Raw genomic sequence first — 17,168 nt, forward strand, 5'->3', positions numbered from 1 at the left:
TGGTTCAGCCTCTTTCGTTGCTATTTTCGATACATGACATAAACAGCTACTCTAGAGCTTCTATAACCGAAATAGCAAATAAGTATAGCAAGAGTTCCTCCAATGAAACCCCTGTGGCGTAGCATCATATTTTGTTCTGGACTGCTGCTGGCAGTAACAAGCCCTGTCATGGCTGAAATATCTTCAAAGCGCCATGCTTCTGCAAATGCGCCAACTCCTGTTCTTAGTTCCGAGGCTAAAAGCGTGCCAAATCGGTCTAGCGAGTACCAGAGTGCCTATGCTCAAGGTCAGCGTGAAGCCCAAGAAAACATCGCTAAGGGAGAACCGAGCATATACACATTTGGGAAACCCGGTGGTTCGGGCGTTGACCAACAAACAGGTTTTCCTTTAGTTGCGATCGCTGGTTGTGTTATTGATGATTCCATTCTTGGTCGCTCTAATGGTTATAACGACAGCATGAGAGAGTGGGCAGCGACGCAAGCGACAGTTAACTCTTCTAAGCCTGCATTACCTTAATAAAATAGGGTGCATCTTCTGTTGGGTATTTAGACAATAAAAGGTAATTTTACCAGCAATATTTATTATGGTGCAATCGGCAACTCACGTACATTTTGCCAACTTGCTAATCCCATTAATTAATATTGCCATTAACCATTGCTTTCTCAGCAAACACTTTAGTATCGCTCGAATTTATACAGTAGCAAATGCCAAGTGCGATCGCCACTTCTAGGGGCAAACTTTGATTTTAGGATGCAGGGGGCGAGTCTTTCCACCATTGCGGCTTGTTTTTGCAGGGTGGATTGAGGATGCGATCGCTCTTGAGGAGTGCGATCTCTCTTTCCAGTCATGCTCTGCTAACCGCCGCCGTGTGGACATCCTGGCAGTTTGGAGCTAATCAGATGGAATGGGAAAGGATGCGATCGCCTACTGCCTAGCTTGGCTTACCCGCTTTTATTTCAAAGATCTATTATTGTGGAAGCATATACTATTAATCTGGAACCAGAATCCATTATGAAAGTAGTCCGACTCATTGCTGCCATTTTTTTACCCCCTTTGGGAGTCTTTTTGACAGTTGGTTTGGGTAGTGCTTTTTGGATCAATATACTGCTAACCTTTCTTGCCTATATCCCCGGCATTGTCCACGCTATTTGGGTAATTGCTAAACATGATAAAGGTTAATGCAGATTTTCCCGCTCGTGTCCAAAATCCACATTTTTAGCGATCGAACCAGAGTTCGCAGTAGCAGGGTAGTTTTGTAAACTCTTGCTGCTGCGACCCGATCGCGTGTTTTATAGTAATCTATCCTAACCTCAAGAATGTGAGGCTATCGTAGTTGGAACGAGCTAGCTTCAGGGAAAAAGGAGCGATCGCCACAACCTCAGCTTGTTTTCAGAGTGGCCGAAATGTAAGGCAATGTTTAAAGTTTCCGAAATGTTAAAATTTCTGTGATGTCTGTCAACATAATTCGATTTGCTTTAGCGTGATTGTTCATTCTGGCCATATTAGGAGTTTGATTTTGCTGAATTCTCCGACTGGAATAAGCTTTATCGTAGAGAATATAACCAGCAGATTCCCATAATAATCTAATTTTGTCTGCGATCATTACTATCAAACCCTTAGCTACATCTCGATAGTTGGGGCATATAACAGTACAAAGTTTTCCTGCATGTTGCACAGCAGCACAGTTGTTGGATATCGCTTGCATAGCTAACTGCCAATTTTCTAAAGCCATATTGGCTAAATCTTCAGATTTATTAGAATACTGCTGGGCAACCATCCCATAGTAGGGAATGTCTATAATAATGTAATCAGGATTAATAACTGGGAAACTTTTTGTCAAGTCATGTTGAGTAATTAAATCTTTATACTTCCCGCGAGGAGTCAGATCAAACATTTTTAACTTAAAATCATAAACGTGCTGACCCATCCACTCTTGACGAGCTTCATACACCCGCCAAACCTGACCAGATCCTGCCATTGGTGCAACAACCAAATCACCAGGCTTGACGTAGTACCAGAAGCAGTTAGCGTAAATTTCGCCAGGAATGTAACCCCTGTCTTCCCCCGCTTTTTCATCAATCCGACCGTAGTGGATCGTGCTAAAATTCCAGTTGTCAGAAGGCTTGATGATAGGGCTAAATAGTGGTTCCCTATCTTTTTTCTGCTCATTCCGAATAGCCCGTAGTATTCCGGTTGTAGATAAAGCTGTCTGCCTATTAATGGCTGCTTCAGTTCTCAAATCAGTTATAACAGCTTCAAATAGTTCATGGGAAGTGCTTGCAAGCAATTGGAATTTTGACCACTCATTTTTTGTGAAACTACGGTTTGCTCGGACATTTTTAGAATCCACTGAATCCCAATAAATGTTACTTGAATTTTGATTCTGTTTTTTTATATCTTCTTCTCTGCTTTCACTTTTTTGGCTTAATATTTCTCCCAATCGGCGTTCAATCCGAATCCGCAATTCAGTAGCGTCAAGCTGCACCTCCTTATTTAATCGGAATTTTTTAGAGAGAGCTTCCAGCGCATTGACTTTTTGCCAAACTTCCTGAGTTTCTTCTAGTGTTCTAGCTTCCTTTAATAATTCTATAGCCGTTTTCAAAAACTGTACGACAACCATTTCTTGATTGCCAGTAACAACGGTGGGGATAATAGCGAATTCGTGTTCAGAAAAAGGTTCTTTCATTAATTAATTTTATCCTGAATACCGACAACGACAGTTAGGACGATAGAAGATGAAGCCAGACTCTCTGGCTGTTGGTTCGATATTTTAGAAATGGGTTAACTTTTATTCAGCAAGTTTATGCGTTTTCTTTGGAACTAGAATTCTATGTCTTCCTGGGCTATGTCTTCCTGGGCTTGTTGTTCTTGCTGCTGCAACAACTCCTCAGTAGTAAGCTGAAAAGGCGATAAACGCATTCTGGCATTAACTACTGCTGAAGCACCAAATAGATCGACAAGTGCCTCACCAGGCCCAAAATTCTTAGTCATGGAAATTTGGGCATCTGCGGCTTTCTCTAATGCTCTTTGCGCTTCACTCGCTCGGTTATGGCGATGAATAATGCGAGTGTTTAAATTATTCAATATGTCATCAGGTATCTGAGCAGCACTTTGAACAGCAATAGTAAAAGCAATTTGTCGGCTTCTGCCTTTACGGACTCCTTCGCTAAGTACATTACCTATTGCAGAGGCAAACTGCTTACTTCCATTGAAGAGGTCTTGAGCTTCATCAATATGGTGCAGCACTGGGAAAGTAATCTGGCGTTGCTCCTTGAGATCGTAAACTCGCTTAAGCATATAGTTGAGGAACAATCCATAGTCACGCCCTCCACCTGCCTGTCCCACGCGGATAACTAATGCTCTTCCAGATTGTAATAGATTAGTAGGATCGAACCATTGTGGTGGTTGTGGGGTTCGATCTTGACCAAATACAGCCGCACTTGGACTGGATCTTCTGCCTCTAGTACCGTTAGGATTCGCTATTGGACGGATTGGCAGTCCACCGTCAACCCAAGCCGGACGACGATTCCGGCGGAGCATTTTACTCACCATAGTTGTGTAAGTTTTTGCTTGTGGTCCTTTGAACCGCTCTCTAGCGTGCCCAGGTGGCTGCCAAGGATCTTGGTTGCTAGTGACCCATTGAAAAAAGTCACCGAGCGTCCAAATTACTAGCTCGTTACCATTTTGATCTGCGTGTCGTTCGTCGTCAAATTCTTCTAATAAAGTCTCGAATTCTTCACGAGAGTTAGTTTCATTAGGAGGGTAGTACATTACTGCTGCCAGAACTGCCGGATCGAATTCTGAAGCAGGAATAGCAATTGGAGTACCTTGAAAGGCAGTTGAGTCCTCTCCCAAGTAGTAAAAATCAGCATTAACTCCTTCAATCCAGGTTGTATCTTGGTCTGTTTGACCATTTTCATTTAAAATGTTTATTGCATCCTGATTCCGTCTATTAATATGCTGATAATCAGGCTTGTGATCGTAAATAATAACCGCAAAATCCATTTGTAATGCAGCGCGGATGTAATTGGCACAAGAATTAGTTTTTCCGCTCCCAGTTGCACCAGCAATCAAGCTTTGATAGAAAAGAGTTCGGGGATTGATATAAATGCCAATGTTTGTATCGATAATCTGTCCAATTCGATATCTTTCATCAGCATCGGGCAAGTTTAAGTATTTGATGATCTCCTCTTCAGTGGCTTGTCTGGCAATAGAGCCAATTTGGGGTCGCCGACGAACGCTACTAGGTGGGTCTTGGGTAATGTCTTTAATCAGGTTTACCTGATAAAAATAAACCTCCTTAACTACAACTTCACGAGTGTAGTTATTCTGCTCTAACTGCTCAAAAGCATTGATTGTCGCATTATCTTGTGGACCAAGGGCCGAACGATTTAAGTTAGCCTGTGGCCCAACAACTTGCCCAAAATAGTTTCTGTGACTTGCGCGATCTTCAACAATGACGAAATCGTTGGCTGATAACTCTGGCTCGTTAAAGGTGTAGCCAGATATTAAACTTAAATCAGAATTAATTGTGTCAGGAATTTGAATTAGCGTCATCGGTAGTTACCTTCATTTGTAATATCTACTCCCATACGATAGTTATTGCGCTGGATTTCGCTAATAAAAGAGTGTTTAATAGCCTGGGAATTGTTGCTTCCTCTGAGATGCCAATCAACAGTTTCCAGCAAAAGCGGTATTTCGTGGTTAATTGTTGGACTAGCATTTTGTCTTAATAGGCTCACTGCGTATGATAAATCAGCTAAAGCACACTCAAAGGCAAAGGCTTTCTCAGCAGGACGATAAACAACCCGAACATACTGTCCAGGTAATGCACCAACCCAGGTATTAATAGTTCTATTATCTCCAAACCGTCGTTGATATTGGTCTTGGATTGGACAGAGTACAAACCCTTCTCCTCGCTCTAAACTCATAGCTGTCCACTTACTAATTGCCCATGAACTTCCCAAATCTTTGATTACACCAATAAAGCGCTTCCCTTTTTCCATCATCTCAGAATAAAGTTCTCGTCCTGAATGCTGGGTAATCAGGTTTTGAGTAAAAATAGGGCCATCTAACAGCACGGTTTCTTGCTTACACTTGTCATCATCAATTGCGAATTTTCGTTCTTGGTGTTCTCGAAATGTAGTTGCCCAAGATCCTTTCGTCTGCCGAGCATTATCTAAGTCGTCGCATAAACTCCACAAGTCTTTATCATCAGCGGTAATCTTATCAGGTGTTGCATATTTAGCGTTGGTCCAAGTCAAAATAAACTCTGGTTTATGGCGATTCTGGCTTGTAATACATCCAACTCCAACAGCATAAAAAGATGTGGTCATTAAGTCAGTAATCGGTAAAATATCTGTAGAGTCAATGGCTGCAATTGCCCCACTGCTTAAATCTGCTGCGACTTCTTCATCGAAATTATTACCATATGTATTGAAGTCAAATAAAAACTGGGTTGGACTGGTAGCATCTTCCATGAATTGGCGTATCCGACGCTGCACAGCTTCATCTGATTGGTGAAGATTTTGGGCAATTGTTTGGTCGGCAGAAAAATCGAGGAAGAAGGTTTCTGGTACTGGACGTTGGTTAGCCAAAGCAGAATCAAAAATACCCTCATCAGGCTGTGTATTTCTACTATTGGTCATTAAGCATTACCTCCCATACAGATTAAGCATATTGATTCCGCTCATGGAGCCTGTTATTCAACTGCTGAGAAATTACATCTAAGCATACTGGAATTACAGGCTGACCTTTATCTAAGGATGCGATCGCATCTTCTTGATCAAACTCTTCTAACCTTAAATTTTTTCTTCCCTATCCCAAACCAACATGAATCGCTTCTGCACCACTGGATGGGAAAAATTCGGGGCATTGTGCTTCAAAGCCTGCAATGCCTTAGCCGCTAACTCAAAGCTCAAGTCCACCATAACCAATATTCCATCACCGCCAACTCTGCCAACTCAGAACCAGAGTAATAAATACTCCGTCCCGTTCCAGTGGCAACAGCCCTCTAAAGCGCTTAGACTATAGATAAAACTGAATTTGGCATTGACAGATAATTTGTCAAAACAACATTCATTTGACAACTATGACAAATAATTAGTCAATCGTAATCTATCAGTGTCAAAAAAATTATTCAGTTTTCTTAATATGGGGGCGGTGGGACTTGAACCCACACGACTGTTAAGGTCAACGGATTTTCATTCTCCCGTAGCTTTCGCTACTGCCCGCAGGCTTTGAGAATTGGACTCTCCCTTTACCCTCGGCTTCACGTTAGGGTAGCTCCCGTCGAGTCTCTGCACCTTCCGAGGCTTTTATTCTCGGCTTGGCTCAGGATTGCCTTGTCTGTTGCCAGAGTTAGGTTTCCCTGAATTTGAGAGCAGTCACTTGACAAATTTCTTCGTCAAGGCTCAGTTTTCTAAGTCCGTAGCGTCTGCCATTCCGCCACGCCCCCTTTTGGATCGCTCTGGCTTTCTTGTTGTGTACAAAATTGCCTCACTTGTATATTCCACCATTAATGGGGGCATTTGTGCAACAGGTTGGAAAAAAAAGCGCGATCGCTCCCTCCCACCTTACGCTCGTTAAAACGCTCTCAGGCTGTAAAATAAAAAAGTTGAGCAGCGTCGTCTAAAAATGAACATGCTAGTTGCCGGACTGTACTTCGCTTTGGCTGGAGCCTACCTCGTAGCAGTTCCCTTGGCGCTTTATGCCTACCTGCAAAATCGCTGGTACGTCGCTAGCTCATTTGAGCGCGGCTTTATGTACTTTATGGTTTTCTTCTTCTTCCCCGGTCTGCTGCTGTTCGCTCCTTTCCTGAATTATCGCCCCAAAAAGCGGCAAATTCAGGGGTAAGCGAGGCTGGTGGGCACCGCCCACCCTACAAATAGCTTTTTATGAGACGAATTGACGTTTTAGGTATTGGCATCGGTGTCTTTGTCGCTGGTGGCGTAGCTTATCTGGTATTGCAAGCTGCTGGGATGGACAACCTAGAAGCTGGCATCTGGAGTCAGTTTTTGTTGGTTGGCGGGTTAGTCGGTTGGCTGCTAACCTACTTGTTCCGAGTCGGGACAAAAAATATGACCTACAACCAACAAGTCAAAGACTACGAAGATGCAGTTTTGCAGAAGCGGCTAGAAGAAATGACGCCGGAAGAACTGGCAAAGCTGCAAGCTGAAATTGAACAAGAAAAGCAACAGGCAACTCCCCCTCCCACCTCGAAACCCTAATAAACTCCAAGGTGCCCCCCCTTGCATTCCCAGGCAGATCCGGGAACGAGGGGGTGAAAATATAATGGTTGTTAATAAAATGACTTCAATTCAAGAGTGCTTTAAGTCTCTGCGCGATCGCAAACAGTGTGCCCTGATTCCCTTCATCACCGCTGGCGATCCAGATTTGCAGACAACTGAAGCAGCTTTAAAGCTATTAGACCGCAGCGGTGCAGATATAATCGAGCTGGGCGTCCCCTACTCAGATCCCCTTGCAGATGGCCCCACAATTCAAGCGGCGGCAACCAGGGCTTTGCAACGAGGAACCCGTCTAGATCAAGTGTTAGAAATGGTTTCGGGCGTCGTTGCTGAAGTGCGATCGCCTATTATCCTCTTCACTTACTACAACCCCATCCTCAATCTGGGCATCGAAACATTCTTAAAGAAAATTTCTGCATCAGGCGTGCGCGGCTTAGTCGTACCTGACGTACCCCTCGAAGAAGCCGAAGCATTGCTGCAACCAGCTAAAGAAATTGGCATTGAGGTGACGTTGTTGGTAGCGCCCACAAGTCCTAAAGAACGCATAGAAGCGATCGCCCGTCAGTCTCAAGGCTTCATTTACCTCGTCAGCGTCACCGGAGTTACTGGAATGCGCTCCGGACTAGAAGACCGAGTGCAAGATATACTCGGCCAGATGCGACAAATCACCGATAAACCCATCGGCATCGGCTTTGGCATATCCGAACCAGCACACGCCCGCCAGGTAAAAGATTGGGGCGCAGATGCAGTAATTGTCGGTAGCGCCTTTGTCAAACGCTTGGCTGACGGGACGCCAGAACAGGGATTAAAAGCGATCGCAGAGTTTTGTCAAAGTCTCAAAGCAGCAATTAGCGATTAGCTAGCACCTCACCCCAACCCCTCTCCTTGCAGGAGAGGGGTTGGGGTGAGGTCCCCGCCTACCGATTTACACTGCTCATATCTGGGTAGCGATTGCCAAGAGCAACACCCTTGGGCGCTACCTCATCTATGCGCTGAAGTTCTTCTTTACTCAACGTTATCTCCACTGCGCCAACATTCTCCTCAAGGTAGACGCGGCGCTTGGTTCCAGGAATCGGCACGATTTCCTCTCCCTGCGCGAGCAACCACGCCAGCGCTAATTGTCCCGGCGTCGCACCCTTTTCAGCAGCAATTTCCTTAACGCGCTCCACCACTTCAATATTTTTGTAAAAGTTCTCGCCTTGGAATCTGGGCGAATGTCTTCTGAAGTCGTCGGGAGCAAGATCGTCTGGACTGGTAATCGTCCCCGAAAGAAACCCCCGTCCTAGCGGGCTGTAAGGCACAAAGCCAATACCCAACTCCCGGACAGTCGGTAAAATCTCCTCTTCGGGATCTCGACTCCACAGCGAATATTCTGTCTGCAAAGCCGTAATCGGGTGTACGGAATGGGCGCGGCGAATTGTAGCGGGAGCTGCTTCAGAAAGACCAAGGTAGCGGACTTTACCCTGCTTTACCAACTCTGCCATTGCACCAACTGTCTCCTCTATCGGCACGTTGGGATCGACGCGGTGTTGGTAATAAAGGTCAATGTATTCAATTCCCAACCGTTGCAACGATGCATCGCACGCCTGACGCAGATATTCAGGACTGCCATTTATACCGCGAAAACCTTTATCTTCGCCGCGTTGGATGCCGAACTTTGTCGCAATAACGACGCGATCGCGTCTGTCTTTTATAGTCTTGCCAACTAACTGTTCGTTCGCCCCAATTCCATACATATCGGCGGTATCAAAGAAATTAACACCCAGCTCTATAGCGCGATGAATGGTAGCAATCGACTCCGCCTCATCACCCGCGCCGTAGAACTCGGACATACCCATACATCCCAGTCCTAGTTCCGACACGCTCAATCCTTGGCTTCCGAGTTTCCGATTTTTCATCTTTTTCTCCTTATTTTCTCAACAAATTGTTTGAAAACTGACTTGGCTATGGTCGAATAACCCGATGCATATCCAAAACTGGCGGGGCAATTTCCGTTTGGGTTAGCATGTCGTGAATTTGCCCCCGGTGGTGCGTCTGGTGATTAAAAAAGTGCGCTACTAACAAGTCAACCGGATCGGTATAAATTTTCCCTTGGTTATTGCGGTACTGAATCGAACCCCCCAAGAATCCTTCGTTTAAACCAGATGCAAAGCTTTCGATACGCTCATCTTCTGATGTCCGAGCTGCACGAAGCTCGTCAAAATCTTCATAGAGGATCGCGTCGAGTCCTGTCGATGGTATTTCTCTCCTCTCAAACCGCGTCAGCCAGATGCGATCGCCTACCATAATGTGATTAAGCGTTCCGTGAATACTTTTGAAAAAGGCTGGTCTAACGCGCTTGCGTTCTGCATCGGAAAGCCGAGCGCATACTTCATATAGCCTGCTATTTGCCAAAGTGTTGTATCGCGCCAGCATCTGAAAGTGCGGGATGAGCATTGCCTTACTCCTCTTATAGCGTAACTTTAACGTTAACGTTAGATTAAAATTAAAAAAATTACTGGCTGCTAACCTCCTCGATGTATTGCTCTATTCTGGCGATATTCGCTTGCAAGTCTGTGCGAAACTGCGATAGGGCTTCGATCTTCTCATCAGTCTCCTGAAGATGGTTGTGAAGAATTTCCAGCAATTTCTGCTTACCCCGTAACATCGTCGGCTCCTCAAAAAATAAGTCGATAATGCTGCGAATTTCTTCTAGGCTCAGTCCCAACCCTTTGAGCGCATCAATTTTACGGAGTCTAGCTAGCTCAACCTCAGTGTAGTAGCGAAAGCCTTTGCCCTCACGTTCGCTTGGCCCAAGTAGCCCTAGATCTTCGTAGTAGCGAATTGTGCGAGGAGTAACGCTAGCTTTTTGGGCAAGCTCCCCGATTCGCATTTTTTCAGTCACTTAATTTTAAACTTTAACGTTAACGTTATATTTAACATAGCGATTTGCCTCATCAGTGTCAAGGGGAATAGTTGCGATCGCGTACCCCTAGAATAAGCGAGCGAAAGATAGCTTGCCGCAGCTATTCGCTAATTAGAGTCGAACATCAGCGCAGCAATTAGGTTAGATGCTTATAGCAATAAATTTTGCCCAATTAACCTTTTTTAAGCCGCAATTCAACCTGCAATAAAGTAGTGCAAATGTACTATTTATGCCAAAATAGACACAACCATCTCGGAGTTGTGAACAATGGCTTGGGCAAAAGGTCACAAGTTACAACAAGGCAAGTACATCATCGAGAAAAGGCTGGGTAGCGGTGGATTTGGCACCACCTACCAAGCCAAAGACAAACGCGGTAATTGGGTAGCGATCAAAACTCTCAACGACTGGTTGCTAGATTCAGCATGGCCGAAATATCAGCAAGATTTTTTGAACGAAGCGATGCGGCTAGCAAAATTGACTCATCCTCATATCGTGCGGATTGATGAAGTAATCCAAGATGGTGAAGTCTGGTGCATAGTGATGGAATATGTAGATGGGCAAGATTTAGGCCATCGGGTTTGGAATAAAGGTGCTTTGCCAGAGTCGGAAGCACTGCGCTACATTTACCAGATTGGCGATGCGCTGGAGATGGTACATCAAAATGGCTTGTTGCACCGAGATATAAAGCCGATCAATATTATGCTTAGAGCTAGTAAATCGGAAGCCGTGTTGATTGATTTTGGGATTGCACGGGAGTTTACTCCGAATTTAACTCAGACTCATTCGCAATTTTTATCGGAAGGATTTGCGCCGATTGAACAGTATGATTGGCGAGCCAAACGGGGTGCTTACACCGATGTTTATGCTTTAGCCGCAACGCTGTATTCATTGTTAACTAAAGAAATACCAGCGCCTGCACCAGTAAGGGCTTTTTGGGGAACGCTGGAAGCACCAAAGCAGCTAAATCCAGATATTAGCGATCGCGTCAATCAAGCCATACTTAAAGGTATGGCATTAAAGCCAGAACATCGCCCCCAATCTGTACGCGAGTGGCTGGCATTATTGCCACCTTTAATGAATACTCTTGCTGCTGATAATTACAGCAAACTGCGGGAACTATTAGCCGCCGGGAAATGGCAAGAAGCAGATAAAGAAACTGGGCGACTGATGCTTAAAGTAGCAGGACGAGAAGGCTGGCTGAGAGTAGAAGATATCGAAAGTTTGCCCCTTCAAGATTTACGCACAATCGATCTACTTTGGGGAGAACATAGTAAAGGACGCTTCGGCTTAATTCCCCAAAAGCGGATTTGGGAGCAGATTGGCGGTACAAAGAAGGCAGATTGGGATGCTTGGTGTCGCTTTGGAGAGCAAGTGGGATGGCGAGTTAACGGCACTTGGCTTTCTTATTCAAGTTTGAAATTTAGCGATAAAGCCCCAGAGGGACAATTTCCGTCCCTCTTGGTTTCTGATAGTTTTGCGTTGCGACATCAGGAATCTGTTGCAGCGTTGCTGTCGCGGAAAGATTGGTAAATTTTGGTGCGGGTATCTTGACCGCACCACAAGATAAAATGAAGGGAGATCGCGTTTCATCCGATTAGTTGGAATCGGATGATTTGCGCTTAATAAAAAATGTTAGTAAAGCGCGAGCGCGAGAAGGAATATTTCACTTCATAGAACACGCGAGCGCCTGTATTATTGAAGTGCTGACCAGCTACAATCAAATTATGCCAGCACAACCAAGGGATATTCAGCGTTACGTTAAGCCAGATGGCAGAGTTCCTTTCGATGAGTGGTTAGATTCTCTCCATAATGTCAAAGCCCAAACTAATATTAATAAAAGACTTGACCGAGTTAGTCTGGGTAATCTAGGAGATTATCGCTCCGTTGGAGAAGGAGTATCTGAACTTAGAATTGACTATGGCCCTGGCTACAGGATCTACTTTGGACAAATAGGCTTAACAATTGTGCTGCTTCTTTGTGGCGGAGATAAAAGCACTCAAGAGCAAGACATTCGCAGAGCTAAGGAATACTGGACAGATTACAGGAGTCAAGACAATGCCTAAAAGTGTGAGCTACCATCCTTATCTTATTTCGCGTCTCAAAGATCCAAGTTATGCGGCTGTCTATCTAGAGACTCACTTGGAAGAAAAAGGCCCTGAACCGGAACTGCTGGAACTGGCACTTAGCAATGTAGCTGAGGCTCTTGGTGAAAGGAATATGTCTGAAGAGGAAGCTAAAATGCACCGGGAAAAACTTTCCCAGTTGTTGTCACAGCGGGGAAGCGATGCAATTTATAACCTGGGTAATTGGCTAAATGCTCTGGGTTTAAAACTAACTGTTACTGTTTGCGATGAGGCAAAAGATAGTCTCATTAATTCTGCCAGTGGCGAGGAATTAACGGTTTAGTACATATCTAATTCCCCCGCGTTGGTGTCCGCCATAGGGATGAAAGGCATAAAGCGTCTAGCTGGGGCGCAAGGTAGGGAAAATACCCAGCTGACGCGATCGCGCACAATCCGCGTACTCTATCCTTTGGCGCGATCGCATACAGCCCTCAAGCCCCGGAAATGCGTCTTTTGAGAGAAGATTACTTGACTCTATACAAATAATATGATAATACGAATCTATTGATAAAGCTTCAGCTTTTGGGGATGTTGGTTGCAACCATACAAGCTGGTTAATGTAAAATTACACCTTATTTCCCAACGGGCTTTATCAAAACTGCATTGAGGAGTGCGATCGCGAACAACATTATTTAAGTTGATGCGTACTTGATTCGGGATGAATTTAAAAAGTCAGGAAGCTAACAAAAATTTGCTATCCCACTCAATTTAATAAATTTAGGAAAAAGCCATGAAAACCGTTTTTACAGGCATGACAATCCTGGGCGTAGTTGCTGGAATAAGTGGAGTCCCTTTTGTTGTCAATGCTCAACAATCACCACAACCCATAGTTCGCAATGGCGCTCGATACTTCCAGAATGTGGGAGTAGGTAATAATAGTAGACAAATAGACTTCCAAAGAACGCTTGATAGTAACAACAGAATAATTTTGACGAATCCCAACTTTACCCTTAACGGCAACAATCGCACAAATATACCCGCTGCTCTAGAAGATAATGGCACGCCGAATCAAAGCAACAGCCAATTAAATGGTCTTAGTGCTACAGGTGTCCCTCAGTATACTTACAACCAAGAGGTGCTTGTTTTGCCGCTAGCAGAAAGACAGCAAGCGATCCCCTACAACAGACCAGGAGATGCTAGCTTCCAGCTAAGACTTGGCGATATTAACAGATAAGCTGTACTAGCGACGAAGACTATTAAAAATCTGCAATCTTCAATTAGAAAAAAGGCGATCGCGTTTTAGACACGCGATCGCCTTTTTCTATTTGTAGCGATCGCGGTTATCTTCTACAAAAACATAAGTAGATGTCAATAATTAATTACACAGAGCAAGGAAAATCGACTAGGATAATTTTGTTTTCCATTGAAGGTGAAGATGCCCTTGAGCCGTAAATTCTTCCCGAAAAGAAACAGTTGCTGCAACGCATTCATCAGCAGAGCCGTCATCATCAGGTGCGCCAACGAGGGCACAGCATCCTGTTGAGAAGTCAGGGGTATGGTATTGCACAACTGATAGAGATTTTCCGGTAAAACTCTAACTCAGCAGGGATATAAATTCGGGCGCGTAGTTACAGGGCAAATAGCAAGTAGAGCGTGCAGCTCTACTTCAGCCGATCTAATTCTCCTCGATATTTTAATGCCAGAAATGAATGGCTATGAAGTGTGCGATCGCCTGAAAAGTGGCCCACAAACTTCACAAATTACGGTAACTTTTCTTAGCGCTTTAGATAAAACTTTCAACAAGGTTACAGCCTGTACTGCCGGGGGTGCAGACTACATTACCAAACCTTTTCAGGTTGAATTAAGTTGATAGCGTACTCGGTCTTGAGTTCCCCATTGAAGATTTTTTTGCCCTAATTTGCGCGTGCTACAACAAACGTGCTGAAAACCTAACCTAGCTTATAAACGCCTTGCATTTGCTTTGTTCGGAGTTTTCATGCCAACAGCTTTAATGGCTGACATCAACCGACCCCATTTAATATCGGAAGAGCTATCAATCTTGTTGGATTTGAGCAGCATGAAGCAATGGCCCTCGCATCAGGTTTAACTAGGATTGTTAGCCGTCCCCAAACTATTTTAAAGCGAATTTGGCATTAGACAGGAGGGCAACCCTTCCTGCTCACCGGACGGATGTTAAGGCTTTGTCAACAACTTTTACAGAATACAGAGGTGTTAGCTGATGACTCTCAAGAGCAAGTCGAATTGCTGCTATCAGGATTGCTGGTGAAACGTGATGGCTTGCTGAAAGTTCATAACCAAATTTATCAAGCCGTTTTCAACCTCGATTGGGTGAGCGATCGCTTACAGAACTTACCCAACTGCGGGGCGATGCCAAGCAAGAACCAATAGCTAAACAGTTTACTACTGACTAACTTAAACCACTTTATCCTTATTACTGGTTAATTCAGTTATTATGCAAATCTTTAAAAATTAGTTAAAATTACTGGTTCTACTACAGGATTTTACCTTCCATTGATATTCCGCTCGTTATAGACGCAAAATTGATAGTTTTTATATATTCATAAATAAACTACATTTATTTTATAAAAATAATTTTGCAATATCGACCAATTTATTTTTATATTGATCGTGGTTTTTACTGGAAAATTTTTGTCTATTTTGAACATATCCGCCAAGTTTGTACAAGTATTCTTTTTATTACTAATAAAAATTAATATAAATACTGGAAAATATTAAAATAATTTGGCTATTTATATTGTTGTATTCTGATAATCAAACGCTAAATTACACTTGTGGTAGCAAACGCATCGTTTGCCTATAATAATAGTTGGTGGTGAAAAATTAAGTATGCTTAACTATTACTCCATCTTCTTCAGGTGATTTTTTCCCCCTAATTTCCCTGCATTCCTTCCAAACTCCTCTTAAAACGGCTGACTGTTTATAGCGCTGTATTTTAATCAGCTTGGGAAAATCTGGTTGAATAGCTGAACTTTTCTCGCTAATATCAGCATTTTTACGGTTTACTGCGCGCAGGGTAAGAGACTCTAATATATATATTCTGGGACTCTGCATTTACTACTTACATCTTTAATATTATAACCATTTCCCAATAATAGCTAAAAAGCTCGGCAGACAAAAGATGAATCAGTTTTATAGCAGCAAGCGGTTGAGGAAACAAATTTACTTAATTATATTGATTGTGCTTTCGTATGTTTTTGCTGTAGTATGGCAGCAGTTTCAGACTAATAATAGTCCGCAAGTAGCAACATTTACCCCTGTAGAAATTAGGGCATCTACCGAACCGATTCAGCCGATTCCGCTACATATCGAGTTGAATGAAAATAAGGTGGCTCTGGGTGAAAAACTGTTCAACGATACTAGGTTATCTCGTAATAATAGTTTAGCTTGTGTAAGCTGCCACTTTTTTGATAAAGGAGGTACTGACAGAGTGCGCTATTCAATAGAATGAACGGTGCTTCTATGCAGGTAAACTCACCGACTGTATTTAATAGTGAATTTAATTTTAAACAACATTGGAATGCGATCGCTGAAAATCTAGAAGAGCAGATAGATGTTGCAGTTACATCCCCGCTAGTCTTTGATAATAAATGGCAAGATGTATTAGCTAATATCAAAAAATCCCCGGAATATGTGGAAAAATTTGGTAAAAATTATTCCGATGGCATTACCAGGGAGAATATAAAAGATGCGATCGCTCAAAATTAGCGATCGCTCTATACTCCCAACTCGCGTTTTGATAAATTTTTGCGCGGTAATAAGAACGCCATTACCCAAGAAGAAAAAGACGGCTATCACCTATTTAAATATTATGGTTGCGTAAGCTGTCACCAGGGTGTTGAAGATCTAGCACCAAGTATCAACACCAATATTAACTGGCTAGCTAAGAATCGTTCGCGCTATCCTGCTGAAATGGCGGAAAACATTGATATTGCGATCGCTCATATAAAAATTATTTTAATAAATAAACCTCAAGTGGATGCTTTGGTATTAAAAATATCCGCTTTGCCAACTCCCCAACTGGGAGAAGAACTCTACAGAGCCTACAGCCAAGAGTATGAAAAAGCCCTAAACACTGCCACGTTTTACCGCTTTTTGCTGTTCGTGTTTTCTCTGGTGGCGATCGCTGCCATCTCTGCTTACATTATCGCCAAAATTAGAAAGTCTGCCCTAGCAGTCCAACAAGCAGAAGAAAAATATCGCAGCATCTTTGAAAACGTCACAGAGGGTATCTTCCAAACTACACCGCATGGCCGCTACCTCAGCGCTAATCGTGCCCTTGCCGATATTTATGGTTACGATTCTCCAGAGGAAATGCTCAAAAACCATGCTGATATAGCGGGGAACCTCTACCTTGATGCCAATCAGCGCAATAATTTCCTTGCTGTTTTACAGGAACAGAATGAGGTTTTGAAGTTTGAATCTCAGGTATATCGTAAAGATGGCGCTGCCATTTGGATTTCCCAGAGCGCTCGTACTGTTAGAGATCAAAGCGGCAAAATCCTTTACTATGAAGGCACTGTTTCAGACATTACAAAGCGAAAACAGGCAGAAATAGCGCTGCGCTATGAAAAGGAAAAGTCAGAAAAGTTCCTGCTGAATATTTTGCCCGAGCCAATTGCAGATCGCTTGAGGCACGATCCAAACCCCATCGCTGATAGTTTTCCCGCAGTAACCGTTCTGTTTGCTGATCTTGTAGGTTTTACCAAACTTGCGGCAGAAGTTGAGCCAAAAGAATTAGTGGCATTACTTAACAATATATTCTCTACCTTCGACAACTTAGCATCGCTACATGGATTAGCGGGACTTAAACAGATTTCAAGCCCAAACAAAGCCCAAAGCTGCGATATTCGCGATGAATACGTCCCGATTGTGGTTCAGCCACTCGACAAAACGGAAAGACATTGCTGTCCG

At 43.5% G+C, this 17,168-nt stretch carries 23 protein-coding genes and 2 pseudogenes; 16 read left to right on the plus strand and 9 right to left on the minus strand.

Annotated features, from left to right (window positions below):
- Positions 1–102: 102 nt before the first annotated feature.
- The gene (locus H6F77_RS14110) at positions 103–516 is read left to right on the plus strand and encodes a hypothetical protein (protein ID WP_190489357.1); all 414 of its coding nucleotides are present in this window, start codon (positions 103–105) and stop codon (positions 514–516) included.
- 158 nt (positions 517–674) lie between these two features.
- Here H6F77_RS14110 and H6F77_RS14115 read toward each other — a convergent pair whose 3' ends face one another.
- A complete protein-coding gene (locus H6F77_RS14115; RefSeq protein ID WP_190489358.1) occupies positions 675–848 on the minus strand; it encodes a hypothetical protein in 174 nt (57 codons plus the stop codon).
- Between the two features lie 163 nt (positions 849–1,011).
- Here H6F77_RS14115 and H6F77_RS14120 point away from each other — a divergent pair, with 163 nt between their 5' ends.
- The gene (locus tag H6F77_RS14120) at positions 1,012–1,179 is read left to right on the plus strand and encodes a YqaE/Pmp3 family membrane protein (protein WP_190489359.1); all 168 of its coding nucleotides are present in this window, start codon (positions 1,012–1,014) and stop codon (positions 1,177–1,179) included.
- Positions 1,180–1,417: 238 nt separating this feature from the next.
- Here H6F77_RS14120 and H6F77_RS14125 read toward each other — a convergent pair whose 3' ends face one another.
- From H6F77_RS14125 to H6F77_RS28410, 4 genes are all read right to left on the minus strand, one after another.
- Positions 1,418–2,686 (minus strand): TRM11 family methyltransferase, encoded by a 1,269-nt coding sequence (locus tag H6F77_RS14125; protein WP_190489360.1) that lies wholly within the window; start codon positions 2,684–2,686, stop codon positions 1,418–1,420.
- A 134-nt stretch (positions 2,687–2,820) separates the two neighbouring features.
- The gene (locus tag H6F77_RS14130) at positions 2,821–4,557 is read right to left on the minus strand and encodes an ATP-binding protein (RefSeq protein WP_190489361.1); all 1,737 of its coding nucleotides are present in this window, start codon (positions 4,555–4,557) and stop codon (positions 2,821–2,823) included.
- On the minus strand, positions 4,554–5,648 hold the full coding sequence (locus H6F77_RS14135) for a hypothetical protein (RefSeq protein ID WP_190489362.1): 1,095 nt from the start codon (positions 5,646–5,648) through the stop codon (positions 4,554–4,556). The genes H6F77_RS14130 and H6F77_RS14135 overlap by 4 nt, the downstream gene beginning before the upstream one ends.
- A gap of 153 nt (positions 5,649–5,801) precedes the next feature.
- Entirely contained in the window at positions 5,802–5,930 is a 129-nt protein-coding gene (locus H6F77_RS28410) for a hypothetical protein (protein ID WP_255515752.1), read from the minus strand.
- Between the two features lie 460 nt (positions 5,931–6,390).
- Here H6F77_RS28410 and H6F77_RS14140 point away from each other — a divergent pair, with 460 nt between their 5' ends.
- The 4 genes from H6F77_RS14140 to trpA all read left to right on the plus strand — a co-directional run bounded on the left by H6F77_RS14140 (position 6,391) and on the right by trpA (position 8,106).
- On the plus strand, positions 6,391–6,588 hold the full coding sequence (locus tag H6F77_RS14140; protein WP_190489363.1) for a hypothetical protein: 198 nt from the start codon (positions 6,391–6,393) through the stop codon (positions 6,586–6,588).
- 48 nt (positions 6,589–6,636) lie between these two features.
- Complete coding sequence (ndhL, locus tag H6F77_RS14145) at positions 6,637–6,855, plus strand: NAD(P)H-quinone oxidoreductase subunit L (protein WP_514131591.1); 219 nt, start codon at positions 6,637–6,639, stop codon at positions 6,853–6,855.
- Positions 6,856–6,896: 41 nt separating this feature from the next.
- Positions 6,897–7,229, plus strand: a complete 333-nt coding sequence (locus tag H6F77_RS14150; RefSeq protein WP_190489364.1) for a DUF3007 family protein — start codon at positions 6,897–6,899, stop codon at positions 7,227–7,229.
- 79 nt (positions 7,230–7,308) lie between these two features.
- Positions 7,309–8,106 (plus strand): tryptophan synthase subunit alpha, encoded by a 798-nt coding sequence (trpA, locus tag H6F77_RS14155; protein ID WP_190489365.1) that lies wholly within the window; start codon positions 7,309–7,311, stop codon positions 8,104–8,106.
- A 58-nt stretch (positions 8,107–8,164) separates the two neighbouring features.
- Here the strand turns inward: trpA and H6F77_RS14160 are convergent, their stop codons facing one another.
- The 3 genes from H6F77_RS14160 to H6F77_RS14170 are packed head-to-tail and all read right to left on the minus strand — an operon-like array spanning position 8,165 to position 10,131.
- Positions 8,165–9,145, minus strand: coding sequence for an aldo/keto reductase (locus tag H6F77_RS14160; RefSeq protein WP_190489366.1), 981 nt, complete (start codon positions 9,143–9,145; stop codon positions 8,165–8,167).
- 46 nt (positions 9,146–9,191) lie between these two features.
- Positions 9,192–9,683 carry a DinB family protein gene (locus tag H6F77_RS14165; RefSeq protein ID WP_190489367.1) on the minus strand — a complete coding sequence of 164 codons (492 nt, stop codon included), beginning with the start codon at positions 9,681–9,683 and terminating at the stop codon, positions 9,192–9,194.
- 58 nt (positions 9,684–9,741) lie between these two features.
- The gene (locus tag H6F77_RS14170) at positions 9,742–10,131 is read right to left on the minus strand and encodes a MerR family transcriptional regulator (protein WP_199321337.1); all 390 of its coding nucleotides are present in this window, start codon (positions 10,129–10,131) and stop codon (positions 9,742–9,744) included.
- Between the two features lie 288 nt (positions 10,132–10,419).
- Between H6F77_RS14170 and H6F77_RS14175 the strand changes: the two genes are divergently transcribed.
- The 5 genes from H6F77_RS14175 (at position 10,420) to H6F77_RS14190 (ending at position 13,449) form a co-directional block, all read left to right on the plus strand.
- Positions 10,420–11,682 (plus strand): serine/threonine-protein kinase, encoded by a 1,263-nt coding sequence (locus H6F77_RS14175; RefSeq protein WP_190489368.1) that lies wholly within the window; start codon positions 10,420–10,422, stop codon positions 11,680–11,682.
- 194 nt (positions 11,683–11,876) lie between these two features.
- The gene (locus tag H6F77_RS14180) at positions 11,877–12,215 is read left to right on the plus strand and encodes a type II toxin-antitoxin system RelE/ParE family toxin (RefSeq protein WP_190489369.1); all 339 of its coding nucleotides are present in this window, start codon (positions 11,877–11,879) and stop codon (positions 12,213–12,215) included.
- Positions 12,208–12,558, plus strand: coding sequence for a helix-turn-helix domain-containing transcriptional regulator (locus H6F77_RS14185; protein ID WP_190489370.1), 351 nt, complete (start codon positions 12,208–12,210; stop codon positions 12,556–12,558). Before H6F77_RS14180 ends, H6F77_RS14185 begins: the two co-directional genes overlap by 8 nt.
- Positions 12,559–12,597: 39 nt before the next feature.
- A complete protein-coding gene (locus tag H6F77_RS28415) occupies positions 12,598–12,732 on the plus strand; it encodes a hypothetical protein (RefSeq protein WP_255515754.1) in 135 nt (44 codons plus the stop codon).
- A 273-nt stretch (positions 12,733–13,005) separates the two neighbouring features.
- Positions 13,006–13,449, plus strand: a complete 444-nt coding sequence (locus tag H6F77_RS14190; RefSeq protein ID WP_190489371.1) for a hypothetical protein — start codon at positions 13,006–13,008, stop codon at positions 13,447–13,449.
- A 168-nt stretch (positions 13,450–13,617) separates the two neighbouring features.
- Here the strand turns inward: H6F77_RS14190 and H6F77_RS14195 are convergent, their stop codons facing one another.
- Positions 13,618–13,782, minus strand: coding sequence for a hypothetical protein (locus H6F77_RS14195; protein WP_190489372.1), 165 nt, complete (start codon positions 13,780–13,782; stop codon positions 13,618–13,620).
- A gap of 33 nt (positions 13,783–13,815) precedes the next feature.
- Between H6F77_RS14195 and H6F77_RS14200 the strand changes: the two are divergent.
- The 5 genes and pseudogenes from H6F77_RS14200 to H6F77_RS14220 all read left to right on the plus strand — a co-directional run.
- Positions 13,816–14,085: pseudogene (locus tag H6F77_RS14200) on the plus strand (response regulator); the annotation flags it as partial.
- A gap of 320 nt (positions 14,086–14,405) precedes the next feature.
- Entirely contained in the window at positions 14,406–14,624 is a 219-nt protein-coding gene (locus tag H6F77_RS14205) for a hypothetical protein (protein WP_190489373.1), read from the plus strand.
- Between the two features lie 751 nt (positions 14,625–15,375).
- The gene (locus tag H6F77_RS28420; protein WP_190489374.1) at positions 15,376–15,705 is read left to right on the plus strand and encodes a cytochrome-c peroxidase; all 330 of its coding nucleotides are present in this window, start codon (positions 15,376–15,378) and stop codon (positions 15,703–15,705) included.
- Positions 15,702–15,962, plus strand: a complete 261-nt coding sequence (locus H6F77_RS28425) for a cytochrome-c peroxidase (RefSeq protein ID WP_190489375.1) — start codon at positions 15,702–15,704, stop codon at positions 15,960–15,962. Before H6F77_RS28420 ends, H6F77_RS28425 begins: the two co-directional genes overlap by 4 nt.
- A gap of 39 nt (positions 15,963–16,001) precedes the next feature.
- Positions 16,002–17,051: pseudogene (locus tag H6F77_RS14220) on the plus strand (PAS domain S-box protein); the annotation flags it as partial.
- Positions 17,052–17,168 lie beyond the last annotated feature (117 nt).

The sequence above is a fragment of the Microcoleus sp. FACHB-831 genome (assembly GCF_014695585.1).
In the GTDB taxonomy this organism is placed as follows: domain Bacteria; phylum Cyanobacteriota; class Cyanobacteriia; order Cyanobacteriales; family FACHB-T130; genus FACHB-831.

What these genes read in the sequence shown, in the direction of transcription:
- H6F77_RS14110 (WP_190489357.1), top strand. Translation starts at nt 103, where the DNA reads ATGAAACCCCTGTGGCGTAGCATCATATTTTGTTCTGGACTGCTGCTG.
- H6F77_RS14115 (WP_190489358.1), bottom strand. Translation starts at nt 848, where the DNA reads ATGACTGGAAAGAGAGATCGCACTCCTCAAGAGCGATCGCATCCTCAA.
- H6F77_RS14120 (WP_190489359.1), top strand. Translation starts at nt 1,012, where the DNA reads ATGAAAGTAGTCCGACTCATTGCTGCCATTTTTTTACCCCCTTTGGGA.
- H6F77_RS14125 (WP_190489360.1), bottom strand. Translation starts at nt 2,686, where the DNA reads ATGAAAGAACCTTTTTCTGAACACGAATTCGCTATTATCCCCACCGTT.
- H6F77_RS14130 (WP_190489361.1), bottom strand. Translation starts at nt 4,557, where the DNA reads ATGACGCTAATTCAAATTCCTGACACAATTAATTCTGATTTAAGTTTA.
- H6F77_RS14135 (WP_190489362.1), bottom strand. Translation starts at nt 5,648, where the DNA reads ATGACCAATAGTAGAAATACACAGCCTGATGAGGGTATTTTTGATTCT.
- H6F77_RS28410 (WP_255515752.1), bottom strand. Translation starts at nt 5,930, where the DNA reads ATGGTGGACTTGAGCTTTGAGTTAGCGGCTAAGGCATTGCAGGCTTTG.
- ndhL (WP_514131591.1), top strand. Translation starts at nt 6,637, where the DNA reads ATGAACATGCTAGTTGCCGGACTGTACTTCGCTTTGGCTGGAGCCTAC.
- H6F77_RS14150 (WP_190489364.1), top strand. Translation starts at nt 6,897, where the DNA reads ATGAGACGAATTGACGTTTTAGGTATTGGCATCGGTGTCTTTGTCGCT.
- trpA (WP_190489365.1), top strand. Translation starts at nt 7,309, where the DNA reads ATGACTTCAATTCAAGAGTGCTTTAAGTCTCTGCGCGATCGCAAACAG.
- H6F77_RS14160 (WP_190489366.1), bottom strand. Translation starts at nt 9,145, where the DNA reads ATGAAAAATCGGAAACTCGGAAGCCAAGGATTGAGCGTGTCGGAACTA.
- H6F77_RS14165 (WP_190489367.1), bottom strand. Translation starts at nt 9,683, where the DNA reads ATGCTCATCCCGCACTTTCAGATGCTGGCGCGATACAACACTTTGGCA.
- H6F77_RS14175 (WP_190489368.1), top strand. Translation starts at nt 10,420, where the DNA reads ATGGCTTGGGCAAAAGGTCACAAGTTACAACAAGGCAAGTACATCATC.
- H6F77_RS14180 (WP_190489369.1), top strand. Translation starts at nt 11,877, where the DNA reads ATGCCAGCACAACCAAGGGATATTCAGCGTTACGTTAAGCCAGATGGC.
- H6F77_RS14185 (WP_190489370.1), top strand. Translation starts at nt 12,208, where the DNA reads ATGCCTAAAAGTGTGAGCTACCATCCTTATCTTATTTCGCGTCTCAAA.
- H6F77_RS28415 (WP_255515754.1), top strand. Translation starts at nt 12,598, where the DNA reads ATGAAAGGCATAAAGCGTCTAGCTGGGGCGCAAGGTAGGGAAAATACC.
- H6F77_RS14190 (WP_190489371.1), top strand. Translation starts at nt 13,006, where the DNA reads ATGAAAACCGTTTTTACAGGCATGACAATCCTGGGCGTAGTTGCTGGA.
- H6F77_RS14205 (WP_190489373.1), top strand. Translation starts at nt 14,406, where the DNA reads ATGTTAAGGCTTTGTCAACAACTTTTACAGAATACAGAGGTGTTAGCT.
- H6F77_RS28420 (WP_190489374.1), top strand. Translation starts at nt 15,376, where the DNA reads ATGAATCAGTTTTATAGCAGCAAGCGGTTGAGGAAACAAATTTACTTA.
- H6F77_RS28425 (WP_190489375.1), top strand. Translation starts at nt 15,702, where the DNA reads ATGAACGGTGCTTCTATGCAGGTAAACTCACCGACTGTATTTAATAGT.